Origin of the sequence: Mucilaginibacter sp. NFX135 (assembly GCF_048565145.1) — a bacterium.
In the GTDB taxonomy this organism is placed as follows: domain Bacteria; phylum Bacteroidota; class Bacteroidia; order Sphingobacteriales; family Sphingobacteriaceae; genus Mucilaginibacter.
Window position 1 is genome coordinate 1,805,781 of the sequence record NZ_CP183412.1, and the last position, 15,916, is coordinate 1,821,696.

Sequence of the window (15,916 nt, forward strand, 5' to 3'; positions counted from 1 at the left end):
AAAACATGAACAAAAGATTGACAGATAAAGTCGTGATACTTGATACTAACTACTTATACTAATATAAATTGGACAACTTTTTACACGCCATACAAAGTTTAAACTATACGGTTGCAGCCGTAGCATTGCCGCTGCTTGCTGCTTTGATAAACTTTTGTATGCCCGTAAAAAGCAAAGCGGCGGGTTGGATCTCAACCATAGCCATTTTATTAAGCTGTGTATTATCGGCCAGGGTATTTGCAACGGTATGGAATAATCCGCAGGTACATGCACAGCGCATCTGGTTCACCATTGGTGAAACCCAGGTTTATGCTGGTATCCTGCTTAATAATCTTTCGGTATTGATGTTGTTGCTGGTGTCGGTTATCGCTTTGCCGGTACATATTTATTCAACGGCCTACATGAAGCATGATGAGCGATATAGTCGTTATTTTACCTACCTGAGTTTCTTTTGTTTCAGTATGCTGGCCTTGGTGGTGGTGGATAGTTTGATACTGTTCTACGCCTTTTGGGAACTGGTGGGCTTTTCGTCATATCTGCTTATCGGTTTTTGGTTTACGAAGGATAAGGCCGTGCAAGCCAATAAAAAAGCGTTCATCATGAACCGGATAGGTGATATCGGCTTGCTGAGCGCCATCATTATCCTGTTTGCTCAATTCCATACTTTTGATATTGATACCATATTTGGCCAAAACGGATTGGCGCATCTCATGGGTGTACAGGATGGAAAATGGACTTTGGCTCCAAATCACTTGCCTGATTCAGTAGGCTCTGTTTGGGGACATGCAACAATGACCGCATTACCAGCCCTTTGGCAATATGTGGCCTGCGCCGGTATCTTCTTAGCTGTAGCAGCCAAATCGGCTCAGTTTCCGCTGCATACCTGGCTGCCCGATGCGATGGAAGGCCCCACCTCGGTATCAGCCCTCATCCATGCGGCAACCATGGTGGCCGCCGGTGTATTTTTGCTGGGCCGGGTGTACCCCATGTTCACCGGAACCGAGCTCACCATACTAGCCTGTATCGGTTGCTTCACAGCGTTTATGGCGGCAACCATCGCGCTTACACAAAACGATCTCAAACGAATCCTGGCTTACTCTACCATATCGCAGTTAGGCTTTATGATATTGGCCATGGGGGTAGGGGCTTATGCTTCATCGCTATTCCACCTGGCTACACACGCGTTTTTTAAATGCTTGCTGTTTTTGGTAGCCGGTATTGTGATCCACCAGATGCAGCACATTAAGGATGATAACAACCTGGATATCGATCCACAGGATATCTCTAACATGGGTGGCTTGCGTAAAAAACTACCGATTACTTTTGTAGCAGCTGTTATAGGAGCATTGGCCCTGGTGGGTTTGCCGCTTACTTCTGGCTATCTGTCAAAAGATGGTATCCTGATCCAGGCCTTTGAATGGAGCGACGGCCATAATGCCTGGTTTAAGATTATCCCGCTGATGGCCCTGTTGACCAGTTGGCTTACCGCATTCTATGTAGCCCGGCTCATATTTAAAGTTTTCTTTGGCGAGTTCCGTCTGCTTAAAAATAATCCGGATGTTAAACTTCACCTGAGCGATGGCAACTGGCCGTATACTTTGCCTTTGGTATTACTGGCTATTTGCTGTTTATTTCCGCTGTTTTCCTTTAATCCATTCTCCTATGAGCATGCCTGGTTGTTTGAGGGTTTAAAAACATCAACCCGTACCGCCGGTGAGAGTATATACCATAGCCTGATACCTATTAGTGTTAACCTGATCAGCTTGCTGGTATTGTTTGCAGCTTATCGTATATATGCAGGGGACGGTGGTTTCGCCTTCTCCCAAAGAGGATATTTCTACCGCTTATCTTACAATCAATGGTATATAGATGATTTATATAAACGCGCTATTGTAAACCCGGTATTGCATTTGGGAAGCGTTTGCTTCTGGATCGACCGTACAGTTGTGGATGGTTTTTTACATCTGCTGGCGCGCATCAGCGGCGCTGTAGCCAAATTAACCGCCTGGACGGATGAGTATATCGTCGACGGATTTTTGCATTTATTAGCCGCTATAGTGCAAAGTATTGGCAATTTTGCACGTAAGTTTCAAAGCGGTAAAGTACAGTATTACCTGTTTAGCATGCTGGTAATTGTACTGCTATTGTTTATTTTAAAAATACTGATATGATGAAAGAAGAGAGAGAATCAAGAGATAAGAGTCAAGAGATAAGAGTCAAGAATCAAGAGCCGGGAGGCTGGTTAAAATTGGAATATAATTACCAACTATTATTTTCTTGATTCTTGACTCTTATCTCTTGATTCTTAATTCTTGACTCTGATATTTAATTCGCATGAATATATTAACCTTACTATTACTGGTACCTGTACTGTTCGGCCTTATCATTATGGTGCTGCCGTCGTCTGTGCGGGGCAGCTTTAAGTACCTCGCGCTAACGGCCACGCTTATACAATTAGGCATCAGTATATGGATGTATCTGCATTTTAAAACGGGCGCGGCTTACGGTGGTATTAATCACGAAGATCAGTTTCAGTTTGTACAAAAACTCCCCTGGATCTCCCTTAATCTGGGCAGCATGGGCAAAATGCAGATCGATTATTTTGTAGGTATCGATGGTATGTCCATCAGTCTGCTGGTGATGACCTCACTGGTATTGGTTATCGCTACGCTGTCGTCATGGGAGATCAAGAGTAACCTCAAAGGGTTTTTCCTGTTGTTTTTACTGCTGGACATGGCCGTAATCGGTGTGTTCTGCGCGCTCGATTTCTTCCTGTTTTACCTGTTTTATGAGCTGATGCTGTTACCGCTGTACTTCCTCATCGGGATGTGGGGCGGCGCGCGCAGGGAATACGCGGCTATCAAGTTTTTCCTGTATACCTTATTCGGTTCGGTATTTATGCTGCTGGTGATGGTGGGCTTGTACCTTTCGGTTACCGATCCTGCAACAGGTAATCATACGTTTAACATCATTCAAATGATGAACCCGGCTAATTACAGCGGACAATCTATATTCTCTATAGCCGGTCATCAAACCATATTGGGCATGCCGGCTCGCACGGTTGGTTTTGTGGTCTTGTTTATCGCCTTTGCCATTAAAGTGCCGGTTGTGCCCCTGCATACCTGGCTACCCGACGCGCACGTAGAAGCGCCAACCCCGGTATCTATCATACTGGCAGGCATCCTGCTCAAAATAGGAGGGTATGGTATCATCCGTATCTGTTTAGGCATCTTCCCGGAAGTAGCCACTACCGGCGCGTTCTGGCTGGGACTGCTCGGTGTGATCTCCATTTTATATGGAGCCTTCAATGCTCTGGCCCAGAAAGATCTGAAACGGATGATCGCTTATTCATCCGTATCGCACATGGGTTTTGTACTGTTAGGTATCGCCTCCCAAACCGCCGAAGGTGTGAGCGGGGCTGTAATGCAAATGGTGAGCCACGGGTTTTTATCAACCATGCTGTTCTTTTTAGTGGGCGTATTGTACAACCGGGTGCACGACCGTGGCATCAACCATTTCCGGGGACTGGGCACGCTGATGCCGCAATACACTGCTTTTGTGATGATCGCGTTTTTCGCGTCCTTGGGCTTACCGGGCTTTTCGGCATTTGTGGCCGAGGCGTTTTCTTTAACCGGAGCCTTTAAATCGCCATCGGTAAATGGTTTGTTGCCTTACTGGATGGCCGTTTGCGGCTCAGTAGGTATATTGCTGAGTGCAGCCTATTTCTTATGGACGTTACAGCGCATGTTTTTCGGTACCGAATCATTAAAAGGGGGCCACGTTTGGAAGATAGCTCTGACCGACCTGAACCTGCGCGAGAAATTAACACTGGCCCCACTGGCGCTGATAGCCCTGGCTTTAGGTATTATGCCCTCGCTGGTTTTTGATAAGATCAATGATTCGGTGCTGGCCTTCGTTCAGTTTTTACAGCTTAAATAAATAATGGTGAATAAGCATCAATGCTTTTATGGAAAAATGCATAGCCATGCATCTTTAGTTTACCCCGCCGGTTTAATACAGGGCGCGGGCCAATTAACAGATGATATGTATTTAACCGAAAACATGATGTTCAAAAAATTATCTACCGCCGCAATCCTTCTTTTTATGGCGCTGGCATCCCAAGCCGATGAAGGACAAAAAATAGCGTCTAAAGTTCAAAAGGTTACCGTTTTCTTAAATGGCGCGCAAATAACGCGCACAGCCCTGGTCAGTGTGAGCTCGGGTACTTCTACATTGGTGTTCGGTAATATGTCGCCTGGTATGGATGTACAGAGTTTGCAGGTGAGTGCCGGTGGAGAGTTTACCATCCTTTCTGTTAAGCAGGAGCTCGATAACGCCAACGATGAGCTTAAACAAAAGGAGATCCACGACCTGGAAGCCCAGTCAAAAGCCATCAATTATAAAATTGCCTTAAAAAATAGTCTGATCCCGGTTTACGAAGAAGAGAAAAATATGCTGGGCAAAAACCAGGTGGGCGGCGGCGAAAAGAACGGCCTGGATGTTATCAAGTTAAAGCAGGCGCTTGATTTTCAAACAGCACGCTTAACCGAAATAAAACAAAAAGAACAGGATATCAATGATCAGGTTACTGCATTAACCGAGGAACTGAACAAGATCAATCAGCGAATAGCAGGTATCATTAACGGTCGCAGCAAAATAACCAGCAACGTTTTGGTAACGATATCGGCTAAAAGTGCTTTGCAATCAACCTTTACCCTGAACTACGTGGTGCAAAATGCCAGCTGGTACCCAACCTATGATATCCGGGCAAAAGACGTAAACAGCCCTATCAGTATCACCTATAAAGCCAATGTATCGCAACAAAGCGGCGAAGACTGGAAAAATATTAAAGTAACGCTATCTACCGGCAATCCAACCATCAGTGGCAACAAACCCGAGCTTACACCCAATTATTTGAGCCTGGGTATGTATTCCACCGACAAAAGCGGACCTATTACCAAAGTAACCGGTAAGGTATTTGAAGCCGGTACAAGTAATGGCTTGCCCGGTGTGAGTATCAGGATTAAAGGAACATCCATCGGTACAGTTAGCGACGCCCAGGGGTTTTATAGCCTGCAGGTACCGCCAAACAGCCCGGATCTTGCTTTTAACTACATTGGGTACGAAGCAGTGGAAAGACCGGCCAATATGCCGCTCATCAATGTTACGATGTCGCCTTCGGCCAATAATTTGAGTGAGGTAGTAGTAGGAGGCTATGCAACCGAATATAAACGTAGTTTAACCGGAGCCGTAGCCAGCATTGCGCCGGGCGTTCGTATACGCGGCGTAGCCAGTGTACAATCTATCCCGGTAGAAGTTAAACCGGTTGAAAACCAAACCAATGTGGAGTTTAATATCGCCAATCCATATTCTGTACCGAGCGATGGTAAACAATATGCTGTAGAGATTGGTCAGTTTGACCTGAATGCCAGCTACCTGTATTTTGTAGCCCCCAAGGTAAGCACCGATGTGTTTTTAACCGCGCAGCTCACCAACTGGAATAAGTATAATTTCCTTTCGGGCGAGGCCAACCTGTTTTTTGAGGGGACGTTTATCGGTAAATCGCTGATCAATACGCAGGCTACGGCAGATACGCTAAACCTGTCCTTAGGTGCCGATAAAAACATTGTGGTGACCCGTACCTTGCAAAAAGATCTTACCGAGCGCCAATCATTCGGCTCCAATAAAAAAGAAACGCGCAACTGGCTCATCGAGGTGAAGAATCGCAAAACGCAACCGGTGAGTTTATTGGTAGAAGACCAGGTACCGGTTTCGCAAAATTCAGCCATCGAGGTTGATCAGCAGGAGATCTCCGGTGCAAAATTGGATGCCCTTACAGGCAAGCTTTCCTGGAATTTCATGCTAAATTCGCAGGACAATAAAAAAATACAATTAAAATACCAGGTTAAGTACCCTAAAAATCAATCAGTAATAGTTCAATAAAAATAAAAAGATAACAATTTATGCGGGAAGGAATAGTGGGAATCCCGTCTTGAGAGGGTAATAGCCCATGAGTAGACATAACGGACAAATAATATTAAAAAGGGGCTGTCACCCTGAGCTTGTCGAAAGGGCGTGCGCAGAGGCCTGCCCACCATGCTTCGACGAGCTCAGCATGACACCCTTTTTTGAACAAATGTCTAATGATGGGCTATTACTCTTGAGAGGGGCGGAGGGGTGTGTTTATGGAAGCCGAATAATAGATAACGAGCTTTTAGAATAACACACCCCTGCCATTGCTTAACCCAATGCACCCCCTCTCAAGAGGGGATACAAAAAAATAATAATAAACTAAATGCACGATCTGCTACCCCATATATCCGCGTCTCTATCATCTGTTTTTGGCAGCATAGCCTTTTTTATGCCCGAGGTTTACCTGGCAGCGCTGTTTATTGTGGTGATGATAACCGACCTGATATTTGGTAAGCACTCCCTGAAACTATGCCGGATAGTAGCCTGCGCAGGTTTAGTACTGGTGATGTACCTTGACCTGAAACAGTTTGCACTGGTGGTTGACGGCGGGCATTTGATATTCAGTAATATGCTGCTGCTTATTCGCAGCGGCATATTCTTTAAACTGATCATTGATCTGCTGTCGTTTATCCTGTTGTTATATTTTACCTTGGACAATAAGCTCAACGGTCATCAAAAGGGTCTGTCTGATCTGTATTCTATAGCCATAGCATCCATATTCGGATTACATTTAATGGTGATGGCGGTAAATCTGTTATCTATTTACCTGGCTATCGAGATGGTTTCTATAGCCTCGTACCTCATGGTGGCTTATCGTACAGAAAATGCTTTCAGTACCGAGGCCGGTTTAAAATATGTATTGTTCGGGGCGGCGTCATCAGCTATGATGCTGTATGGTATCTCGTTATTATATGGCTTTAGCGGTTCTTTGGATATTATATTCCATCATACCATTGAGCAGCTGTCGGGTGTTAATCCCATTAGTACCTCCTTTGCTATGATCCTGATTTTAATAGGCATTGGGTTTAAATTATCCTTTGTGCCTATCCATTTTTGGGTGCCCGATGTGTACCAGGGAGCAAGTACTCCGGTTACAGCCTATCTGTCAACCGTGCCTAAAATAGCTGCCTTTGCCTTGCTCATCAATTTCCTTTCGCCCTTTATGTTTACCGGGCTTTGGATAGGCTTTAATCTAAGCATGGCGCTTTCTGTTATCGGTATTATTACCATGATTGCCGGTAATTTCGCAGCGGTGCTGCAAACCAATATTAAAAGGATGCTGGCCTACTCCAGCATTGGCCATACGGGTTTCGCGCTGATGGCGGTTGTTGTTCTATCATTACAAAGTGTATCGGTATTAACATATTATTTACTGGTGTACGCGCTGGCGAATATTGGCGCCTTGGCGCTGGCTACTTATTTTTCCAATGAAACCGGTGCCGAAGATGTGGAAGACTATCGCGGGCTGGGTCTTAAATACCCAATAGCATCCGTTTGCTTTGTGATCATCCTCATTTCATTAACCGGTTTACCGGTAACCGCCGGTTTTACCGGGAAGCTGTTTGTGTTTTCGGCAGTATATGGTGTTTATCAGCAAACCCATAACATTTGGTTAATGTTGCTGATGGTTGCCGGGGCCTTAACTACGGTTGTTTCGCTGTTTTACTACATCAAGATCCCTTTGAATTTATTTTTGAAAAGAAAGGAAATGGCCGAAATAAGCAACAAAAAATCTGTGAATTTGCTTGTTTTATCAATATTCATAAGTTTTATCCTGATTTTGCTTGGTATTTTTCCTCATTGGGTGCTTCAATTCCTCTAATTTTTCAATTTTCGTAATTTTTTAACAAAAACTTAATATTCTTCGTTTTTTTATAATTAAAATCATACTTTCAGGCCGTTTTACAAAGCAATTCTAATATTTCCATGAAGCGGTATTTTCCTTTCTTAGTAATTCTTGTCATTTTAGTACTCACTTTTCTTTTTCCTTCTGTAGAATTCAAAAAATCCGGAGATCCTCATTTTAATACCGGCGATATTGCCTGGATGTTGATGTCGACGGCCCTGGTTTTGATCATGACGCCGGGTCTTGCTTTCTTTTACGGGGGGATGGTTAATAAAAAGAATGTGATATCAACCATGTTGCAGAGCATCGTTTGTATGGTGATCATTACGGTATTGTGGGGCATATTTGGTTTTAGTTTGGCCTTTGGCGATAGCATTTATGGTATCATCGGTAACCCCTCCACCTATTTTATGATGAAGGGTATGCTGGGTAACGCCACCTGGAAAGCCGCGCCAACCATACCGCTGCTGTTGTTTGCTATGTATCAGCTGAAGTTCGCTATCATCACTCCAGCGTTGATCACCGGTGCTTTTGCTGAGCGGATCCGTTTCAACTCCTACATCATTTTCCTTTGCTTGTTCTCGATATTTATATTTTCGCCATTGGCACACTGTACATGGCACCCTGATGGCATCCTGGCCAAATTTGGTGTGCTGGACTTTGCCGGCGGTACCGTAGTACACATGTCGGCCGGATGGGCGGCATTAGCTTCGGCCATCTATTTAAAACGCCGTAACGAGGCTAACCACTCACCTGCACGTATTACCTATGTGATGATCGGTACGGGACTGTTATGGTTTGGCTGGTTTGGCTTTAACGCAGGCTCAGCATTTGGCGCCAACGCTTTAGCCGTTACCGCTTTAGCAACCAGTACAACAGCATCTGCCGCGGGCGGTATTACCTGGATATTTTTTGATATGCTGCGCGGACGCAAACCTTCAGCTATGGGTACCTGTATTGGTGCTGTAGTGGGCCTGGTAGCCATTACACCAGCCGCCGGGTTTGTTACCGTGCCGCATTCACTTGCCATTGGTATTATATCGGCTGTAGTAAGTAATTTGGTGGTGGAATGGCGCACCCGTACTTCTATTGATGATACGCTGGATGTATTCCCTTGCCATGGCGTTGGCGGTATGGTAGGTATGTTGCTTACCGGCGTTTTTGCCAACCAGCATGTAAACGCGGGCAATACAACCGGTAATGGCCTGTTTTTTGGTGAAACACATTTGTTTATAGTGCAGTTGGTGGCTTTGATTTGTGTTTCCATATTCTCGTTCTTTGGCTCTTTACTGTTGCTTAAAATTACCGATATGATATCGCCATTAAGGGTTTCGGCCGAAGACGAAGTTTTAGGTCTGGATATCAGCCAGCATGGCGAAAAGCTATAATTATTGAATTTCAAACCAATTACATAAATATGAGAGGTCCGGCTGCAAAGCCGGATTTTTTTTGGGGTAAGGATTTTTGGAATAAGGATTTGGGGAGCAAAGAAAAAACACGCTGTTCGAAGTCTCTGACTTCGGACGACTATGTTCGTAGTCTTTAGACTACATGAAGCAATATCGGTAGTTGCAAACTACCAGCATAATTGTTCGAAGTCAGGAGACTTCGAACAGCGCTGGAAAAAAATAACAAGTATGTGTATCATATTAAACTGTGATCCATATTCCTTGTCTAAATTTGTAGATGTGGAACTCATGGAGCCTTGTCTTGTTTCTTGGCTCTTGATTCTTGCCTCTATTTAAAAAATGATCGCCGATAATCAATTGAATATATTTAGCCCTGCCCGTCATAACCTTTTGCCGTTTGATGGGGAGGTATTCTTATATCCCAATTTTTACCAGGAGGACGGTGTTTACAATGTGTTTGATGAGTTGAAACATACCATTCTTTGGAAACAGGATAAGATGAAGATCTATGGGAAATCGGTCAATTTTCCGCGACTTACTTCCTGGTATTCCGATAGTGGCAAAGTTTATACTTACTCCGGCGTAGTGAATACACCCCTGCCGTTTACCCCCTTATTGCTCCAGATCAAAGAAGCCGCCGAACAGCAATGCAATAAGCAGTTTAACTCAGCCCTGCTTAACTTTTACCGTAATGGCGAAGATAGCATGGGCTGGCACAGCGATAATGAAAAAGAACTGGCCGGTAACCCGGTTATAGCGTCGGCATCGTTTGGGGCTACACGCGCTTTTCAGTTTAAACACAAGCAACAGAAAAACGCCAAAGTATCCATAGCGCTCAGTAACGGCAGCCTGTTAATTATGCAGGGCGAAACGCAGCACCACTGGCTGCACCAGGTCCCTAAAACTACCAGCGAGGCGGGCCCTCGTATCAATATTACTTTCAGGGATATTATATATTAACAGGGCTTTTAAGACGGTTGGATTTAAGCGTTAATTTTCGTATCTTTATGTCAATACCAGCCCGGTTTTTTCTGAAAAAGAGAAAACCGGGCTGTTTTGTTAAGGGAAAAGAGATGCAAAAATGAATTTTTTTGTATTTAGTTATTTGACAATCAAATATTTTAATGCTTTTTAAAGTTTTTAAAACGCATCAAAATCGTGTTGAAATTTGTTAAAAAGTGTTAAAATCGATGGTTTTAAATGAATTTTTAACTGTTTTTACGCTGTTTTCGACCGGAAATTTGTTAAAATTTAAGGTTTAAAAAGTTTTGCGACGTCAGTACTCTCCGGATTTTCTTGATGTCGTACGCTCCGCAAATTCGCCAGTATAAAAGTTATTTTTTAGTTATCTTTAAATTTCGTCGTACATTTATTATACCTGTTACTATACCTTTCCATCTATGAAAAAGCCTATCCTGTTTATTATTATTTCCCTGTTTTTTGTACATGCACAGGCCCAAACTAATATTCCCGCGGATAGCGGCACTTTCTTTTTGCACAAGTTTGCGCAGAAAATAGGTAAAGAAACCTATGTGGTGCATAAATATAAAGATGCCATCCAATATAGCATCGACTTTAAATTTGTTGACCGGGGTTCGCCGGTGCCTTTAACGGCAGAGTTAAAAGTAAACCCCGTCAATGATCCACTGGAACTTACTATAAAAGGCAGTACTTCCAGGTTCTCCAAGGTAGATGATAAGATTACCATACATGGCAGCGAAGCCTCTATCCGGGTTAATGACTCATCCTATACGCAAAAGGTATTACCCTCCAGCTTTACTGTAGCCGGATATTCGCCCGGAACAGTACAGCAGGTGCTGCTTCAGTACTGGAAAAAACAACATGAACCCGAAATTATCCACACTCTACCATTTGGTTCGGTTCAAATAAAAAATGAAGGAACGGATGAACTCAGCTTTAATGGTAGTTCATTAACCCTCGACCGGTTCACCATCAGCGGCTTGGTTTGGGGTAATGAATTGCTTTGGGCTGATAGTAAAGGCAACCTGATCTGCCTGATCACTAATGACGCGGAAGGTGATAAGCTGGAAATGATGCGTGCCCAGTATGAAGCATTACTGCCTCAGCTGATCAGCAAGGCGGCTACTTACGGCATGCAGTTGTTTGCAAAAGCCACCGGGAAAGCCGGCACAGCCGATGAAACAATAGCTGTAACGGGCGGCAACTTATACGATGTGGTAACTGGTACAATTATTCCGGACGCGGTTATAATCATTAGTAAAGGCATTATTGTACGAACCGGAAAAGCCGGATCGGTAACCATTCCGGCTGGTGCAAAAGTGATTGATGCTAAGGGCAAAACTATTTTACCGGGCTTATGGGATATGCACTCCCATTTTGAACAGGCTGAGTGGGGGCCGGCTTACCTGGCCGCCGGAGTTACAACCGTTAGGGATTGCGGTAATGAGTTTGAATATATCAACGCGATTAAGGATGCCATTGATAACGAGAAAGGTATTGGCCCTAACATATTAAAAGCCGGTATTATTGACGGTAAAGGTCCAATGGCTTTGGGAATTATACAGGCCGATACCAAAGAAGAAGCCATAAAGGCAGTCGACCGCTATAAAGAGAATGGTTTTGTCCAGATAAAAATATACAGTTCGGTAAAACCGGAAATAGTGAAGGTAATTTGTGATGAGGCCCACCGTCTTGGATTGACGGTAACCGGGCACATACCCAATGGGATGACCCTGCAGCAGGGCGTTGATTCGGGGATGAACATGGTGAATCACATTCAGTATGTTTATTCGATTATGAAACGAAATGCAGATCGCTCTGTTGATTTTGATGACCCTAAGAGCATAGCCGTTATTGACTTTATCAAACAGCACCATGTGGTTATCGACCCCACAGTAGGCGTTTATGAGCTTTTCTTCCGTAACTTAAAAGATGATATAACTCAATTGGAGCCTGCATTTTATAATTTGCCTTTACCGTTGCAGTCGTTATTTAAAAACATGGGTGAGGAGCCGGAGCAGGCCATTAAAGCCAAGCCATTAATGGCAAGTATGAAACAGGCGGTAAAGAAACTGTATGATGCAGGTGTACCCATTGTAGCCGGTACGGATATGGGTTTTCCAGGTTATAGTCTTGATAGGGAGTTAGAGCTTTATGTGGAAGCCGGACTTACACCAGCGCAGGCTATAAAAACGGCTACTATTGTGCCGGCCACCGTGATGAAGATGGATAAGCAAACCGGATCTGTTGAAGCAGGCAAACAAGCCGATCTGATCATTATTGATGGCGACCCGGTAAAAAATATCAGGGATATACGTAATGTTTCGGTTGTTATAAAAGGCGGTCGGGTTTATGATCCGGTAAAATTGCACCAGATGGTCGGCTTTGCAAAATAGGATAGTTTACTTAAATTAGTAAGGTGCAAGCAAACGAAATAATAACGTTATACCGACCGGTTGGACCTAAGGAACTTAAATTGATAGAAGAGTTTGATTGGAAAAGATTCCCGAAGAGATTAGCTGAGCAACCAATCTTTTACCCTGTGATGAATGAGGATTATGCTATACAGATAGCAAAGGATTGGAATGTCCCAGCATCAGGATCGGGTTTTGTTACCAAATTTAGTTTGCCTGCAGATTTCTTAAAAAAATACGAAGTACAGAATGTTGGCGGCCGTATTCACAATGAATTATGGGTTCCGGCCGAAGAGTTGGAGGATTTTAATGATCACATTATTGGAAAAATAGAAATTACACAATCTTTCTATCCCCGGAGGGGTAAATGATGTGTACAAAAAATTAACGTTGCGGTAACTTATCCACAAACTACCCTTTAATGACAATTGATATGGGGATAGTTCATTATAAAATGATACCTTTGCAGCCTCATTCCAAATCATGAGCGATCAGATTAAACATGAATGCGGTGTGGCATTTATCCGCCTCTTAAAGCCACTGTCTTATTATCAGAAAAAGTACGGAACAGCTCTGTACGGCCTGAACAAGCTTTACCTTTTAATGGAGAAACAACATAACCGCGGCCAGGATGGTGCGGGAGTTGCTACCATTAAACTGGATATTGAGCCTGGCAAGCGGTACATCAGCAGGCACCGGTCAATGGCATCAAATGCTGTTGCTGATATTTTTGAATACATCCAGAAGAAATTCGCGGATATTCAGAAAGAAAGCCCTGAAAAACTGGCTGATACCGAATGGTTGAAGGAAAATGTAAGCTTTACCGGTGAAGTTTTGCTTGGGCACCTGCGTTATGGTACCCATGGTAAAAACAGCATCGAAAGCTGTCACCCGTTTTTAAGGCAAAACAACTGGATGACCCGTAACCTGGTGATTGCCGGTAACTTTAACATGACCAATGTTGATGAGTTATTGCAGCAATTATATGCCTTGGGGCAGCATCCTAAGGAAAGAGCTGATACTATAACCGTTTTGGAAAAAATAGGTCACTTCCTGGATACAGAGAATCAAGGCTTATTTGATCAGTACAAACGTGAAGGCTTGGATGATAATATGGAGATCAGTAAGCTAATAGCCAATGATATGGATGTAGCCAAGATCCTTCGCAAATCAGCCAAAAACTGGGATGGTGGTTATACTATTGCCGGTATTATTGGGCATGGTGATGCCTTCGTTATGCGCGATCCGGTGGGTATCCGTCCTGCATATTATTACTATAATGATGAGATAGTTGTTGCCGCTTCAGAGCGCCCGGCTATCCAAACCGCCTTCAACATACCTGTTGAAGATATCAAAGAGATCCGTCCTGGTCATGCACTTATCGTTAAAAAGAATGGTAAAATAACCGAGGATATGTTCAGCGAACCGCTGGAAAAGAAGGCCTGCTCCTTTGAGCGAATCTATTTTTCACGCGGCAGCGATTCATCCATCTACCGCGAGCGTAAACAATTAGGCAGGTTGCTTTGTCCGCAGATCTTGAACGCGGTTAATAACGACATTAAAAATACCGTATTCTCTTATATCCCCAACACTGCAGAGGTTGCCTTTTATGGTATGGTTGAGGGGATACATAAATACGTTAAAAAGTACCAGCGCGATAAACTGCTTAACCGCGAGGATAAGATAAGTGAAGAAGAGTTGACAGAGGTATTGCAGATGGCACCGCGGGTGGAGAAAATTGCCATTAAAGACGTGAAGCTGCGTACCTTTATTACCCAGGATGCTGATCGCAGCGAGATGGTAGCCCACGTATATGATACCACTTATGGTTTAATCAAAAAGAATACCGACACATTGGTAGTACTGGATGATTCGATTGTACGCGGTACTACACTGAAACAAAGTATCCTGAAAATATTGGACAGATTAGGTCCCAAAAAAGTAGTGGTAGTTTCATCTGCTCCGCAGATCCGTTACCCTGATTGTTATGGTATCGACATGTCGCGTATGGGCGAGTTCGTAGCTTTTGAAGCAGCCATCAGTCTGTTGAAAGAGATGGATCGCGAAGATATTATTCTGGATGTTTACCAGAAATGTAAGGATAGCGCCAAATTGCCAAAAGAAGATGTTGAGAATTACGTAAAAGAGATCTACTCTTTATTTACCGATCAGCAGATCTCCGATCGTATAGCACAGATCATCACGCCAAAAGATATTAAATGTAAGGTTGAGGTTTTATACCAAACCTTAGATAACCTGCACATAGCCTGTCCGGATCATACCGGCGACTGGTATTTCAGCGGTGATTATCCAACCCCAGGCGGTAACAAAGTAGTTAATCGTGCCTTTGTAAACTGGATGGAAGGTAAAAACCAAAGGGCTTATATGTAACCCATAGCCCTCTGAAGGGGAATACGATATTCAAGGCGGTGAGTTGAAAAACTTATCGCCTTTTTTGTTTATACCCGATTTCAGCTGAAACTTAACTGCTAACTGAGAAGAAAAATAACAAACTCAATAATTCACTAAATCACTAATTCAATAATTAAAGAAGGGGGCTAACTCCCCGCTGGAGCAGAAAATACAAAGTGGGTTACAAGTTTATCCACCAATATTAATGAAGCTATGATCAGTGCTATACCTGCTACTTCATTAAGGCGATGAACCAGTTTAACGGAGATCTTGTCGCGCAGTTTATTGGCATAAAAAGCTTTGGTAACATCCATCCCGAACTGTACGATGAGTACGGTAGCAAACATTACCGCGATTTTAAAGGAGCGATGTGCTACACCTTCATGAAAAACAGTACTCGCGGTACCGATCACGGTGATCCAATGAAATAGGAGAGTGGGGTTAAAAATGCACATCAAAAACCCTTTCAAAAAGTAGCCTGCACGATTAATACCCGAGGGAACTTTGTTTTCATAATTCACCTCGCCTTTTTTAAACAGGTAGCGTATACCCACACTAAATAATATAATGCTGCCTACCACACCCGCTACGGTTTTGGTATGGTTAGATATATCAAAATATTGAGAGCCAAATAAAATTGCTCCCACGAAAACCACATCACTGCTAACTACGCCGAGTGCTAATGCCACACCGGCATGAAAACCTTTTTCGATGCTGGTTTTAATAAGAGCAAAAAAGACCGGGCCAGTCAAAAACGTTAACACTAATCCTATCCCCAATCCCGAAATAACAGCTTCTATCATTATTTAGGCTTATGTTCCAAAATTTTGAACCATGCGAATATGCAATTTTATCTCTTAAACAACGAAACTTAAAATTGT

General features: G+C 43.5%; 10 protein-coding genes. 9 read left to right on the top strand and 1 reads right to left on the bottom strand.

What is annotated here, in order from left to right; genetic code table 11:
* Nucleotides 1-68 precede the first annotated feature (68 nt).
* The 9 genes from nuoL (at nt 69) to ACNURT_RS07930 (ending at nt 15,014) form a co-directional block, all read left to right on the top strand.
* Nucleotides 69-2,171 carry an NADH-quinone oxidoreductase subunit L gene (gene nuoL / locus ACNURT_RS07890; RefSeq protein WP_419701262.1) on the top strand — a complete coding sequence of 701 codons (2,103 nt, stop codon included), beginning with the start codon at nt 69-71 and terminating at the stop codon, nt 2,169-2,171.
* Between the two features lie 163 nt (nt 2,172-2,334).
* Nucleotides 2,335-3,939 carry a complex I subunit 4 family protein gene (locus tag ACNURT_RS07895; RefSeq protein WP_419701263.1) on the top strand — a complete coding sequence of 535 codons (1,605 nt, stop codon included), beginning with the start codon at nt 2,335-2,337 and terminating at the stop codon, nt 3,937-3,939.
* Between the two features lie 6 nt (nt 3,940-3,945).
* Nucleotides 3,946-5,943 carry a mucoidy inhibitor MuiA family protein gene (locus ACNURT_RS07900; RefSeq protein WP_419701264.1) on the top strand — a complete coding sequence of 666 codons (1,998 nt, stop codon included), beginning with the start codon at nt 3,946-3,948 and terminating at the stop codon, nt 5,941-5,943.
* A gap of 352 nt (nt 5,944-6,295) precedes the next feature.
* The gene (locus ACNURT_RS07905; protein ID WP_419701265.1) at nt 6,296-7,795 is read left to right on the top strand and encodes an NADH-quinone oxidoreductase subunit N; all 1,500 of its coding nucleotides are present in this window, start codon (nt 6,296-6,298) and stop codon (nt 7,793-7,795) included.
* 104 nt (nt 7,796-7,899) lie between these two features.
* Complete coding sequence (locus ACNURT_RS07910; protein WP_419701266.1) at nt 7,900-9,207, top strand: ammonium transporter; 1,308 nt, start codon at nt 7,900-7,902, stop codon at nt 9,205-9,207.
* A 360-nt stretch (nt 9,208-9,567) separates the two neighbouring features.
* Complete coding sequence (locus tag ACNURT_RS07915) at nt 9,568-10,188, top strand: alpha-ketoglutarate-dependent dioxygenase AlkB family protein (RefSeq protein WP_419701267.1); 621 nt, start codon at nt 9,568-9,570, stop codon at nt 10,186-10,188.
* A 440-nt stretch (nt 10,189-10,628) separates the two neighbouring features.
* Entirely contained in the window at nt 10,629-12,605 is a 1,977-nt protein-coding gene (locus tag ACNURT_RS07920; protein WP_419701268.1) for an amidohydrolase family protein, read from the top strand.
* Nucleotides 12,606-12,628: 23 nt separating this feature from the next.
* A complete protein-coding gene (locus ACNURT_RS07925) occupies nt 12,629-12,994 on the top strand; it encodes a hypothetical protein (protein WP_419701269.1) in 366 nt (121 codons plus the stop codon).
* A gap of 112 nt (nt 12,995-13,106) precedes the next feature.
* Complete coding sequence (locus ACNURT_RS07930) at nt 13,107-15,014, top strand: amidophosphoribosyltransferase (RefSeq protein WP_419701270.1); 1,908 nt, start codon at nt 13,107-13,109, stop codon at nt 15,012-15,014.
* Nucleotides 15,015-15,181: 167 nt separating this feature from the next.
* Here the strand turns inward: ACNURT_RS07930 and ACNURT_RS07935 are convergent, their stop codons facing one another.
* Nucleotides 15,182-15,838 carry a LysE family translocator gene (locus ACNURT_RS07935; RefSeq protein ID WP_370997607.1) on the bottom strand — a complete coding sequence of 219 codons (657 nt, stop codon included), beginning with the start codon at nt 15,836-15,838 and terminating at the stop codon, nt 15,182-15,184.
* Between the last annotated feature and the right edge of the window lie 78 nt (nt 15,839-15,916).

Excerpts from the sequence above, each read along its gene's own strand:
- ACNURT_RS07915 (WP_419701267.1), top strand. The coding sequence starts at position 9,568 with ATGATCGCCGATAATCAATTGAATATATTTAGCCCTGCCCGTCATAAC.
- ACNURT_RS07935 (WP_370997607.1), bottom strand. The coding sequence starts at position 15,838 with ATGATAGAAGCTGTTATTTCGGGATTGGGGATAGGATTAGTGTTAACG.
- ACNURT_RS07910 (WP_419701266.1), top strand. The coding sequence starts at position 7,900 with ATGAAGCGGTATTTTCCTTTCTTAGTAATTCTTGTCATTTTAGTACTC.
- ACNURT_RS07930 (WP_419701270.1), top strand. The coding sequence starts at position 13,107 with ATGAGCGATCAGATTAAACATGAATGCGGTGTGGCATTTATCCGCCTC.
- ACNURT_RS07895 (WP_419701263.1), top strand. The coding sequence starts at position 2,335 with ATGAATATATTAACCTTACTATTACTGGTACCTGTACTGTTCGGCCTT.
- ACNURT_RS07920 (WP_419701268.1), top strand. The coding sequence starts at position 10,629 with ATGAAAAAGCCTATCCTGTTTATTATTATTTCCCTGTTTTTTGTACAT.
- ACNURT_RS07905 (WP_419701265.1), top strand. The coding sequence starts at position 6,296 with ATGCACGATCTGCTACCCCATATATCCGCGTCTCTATCATCTGTTTTT.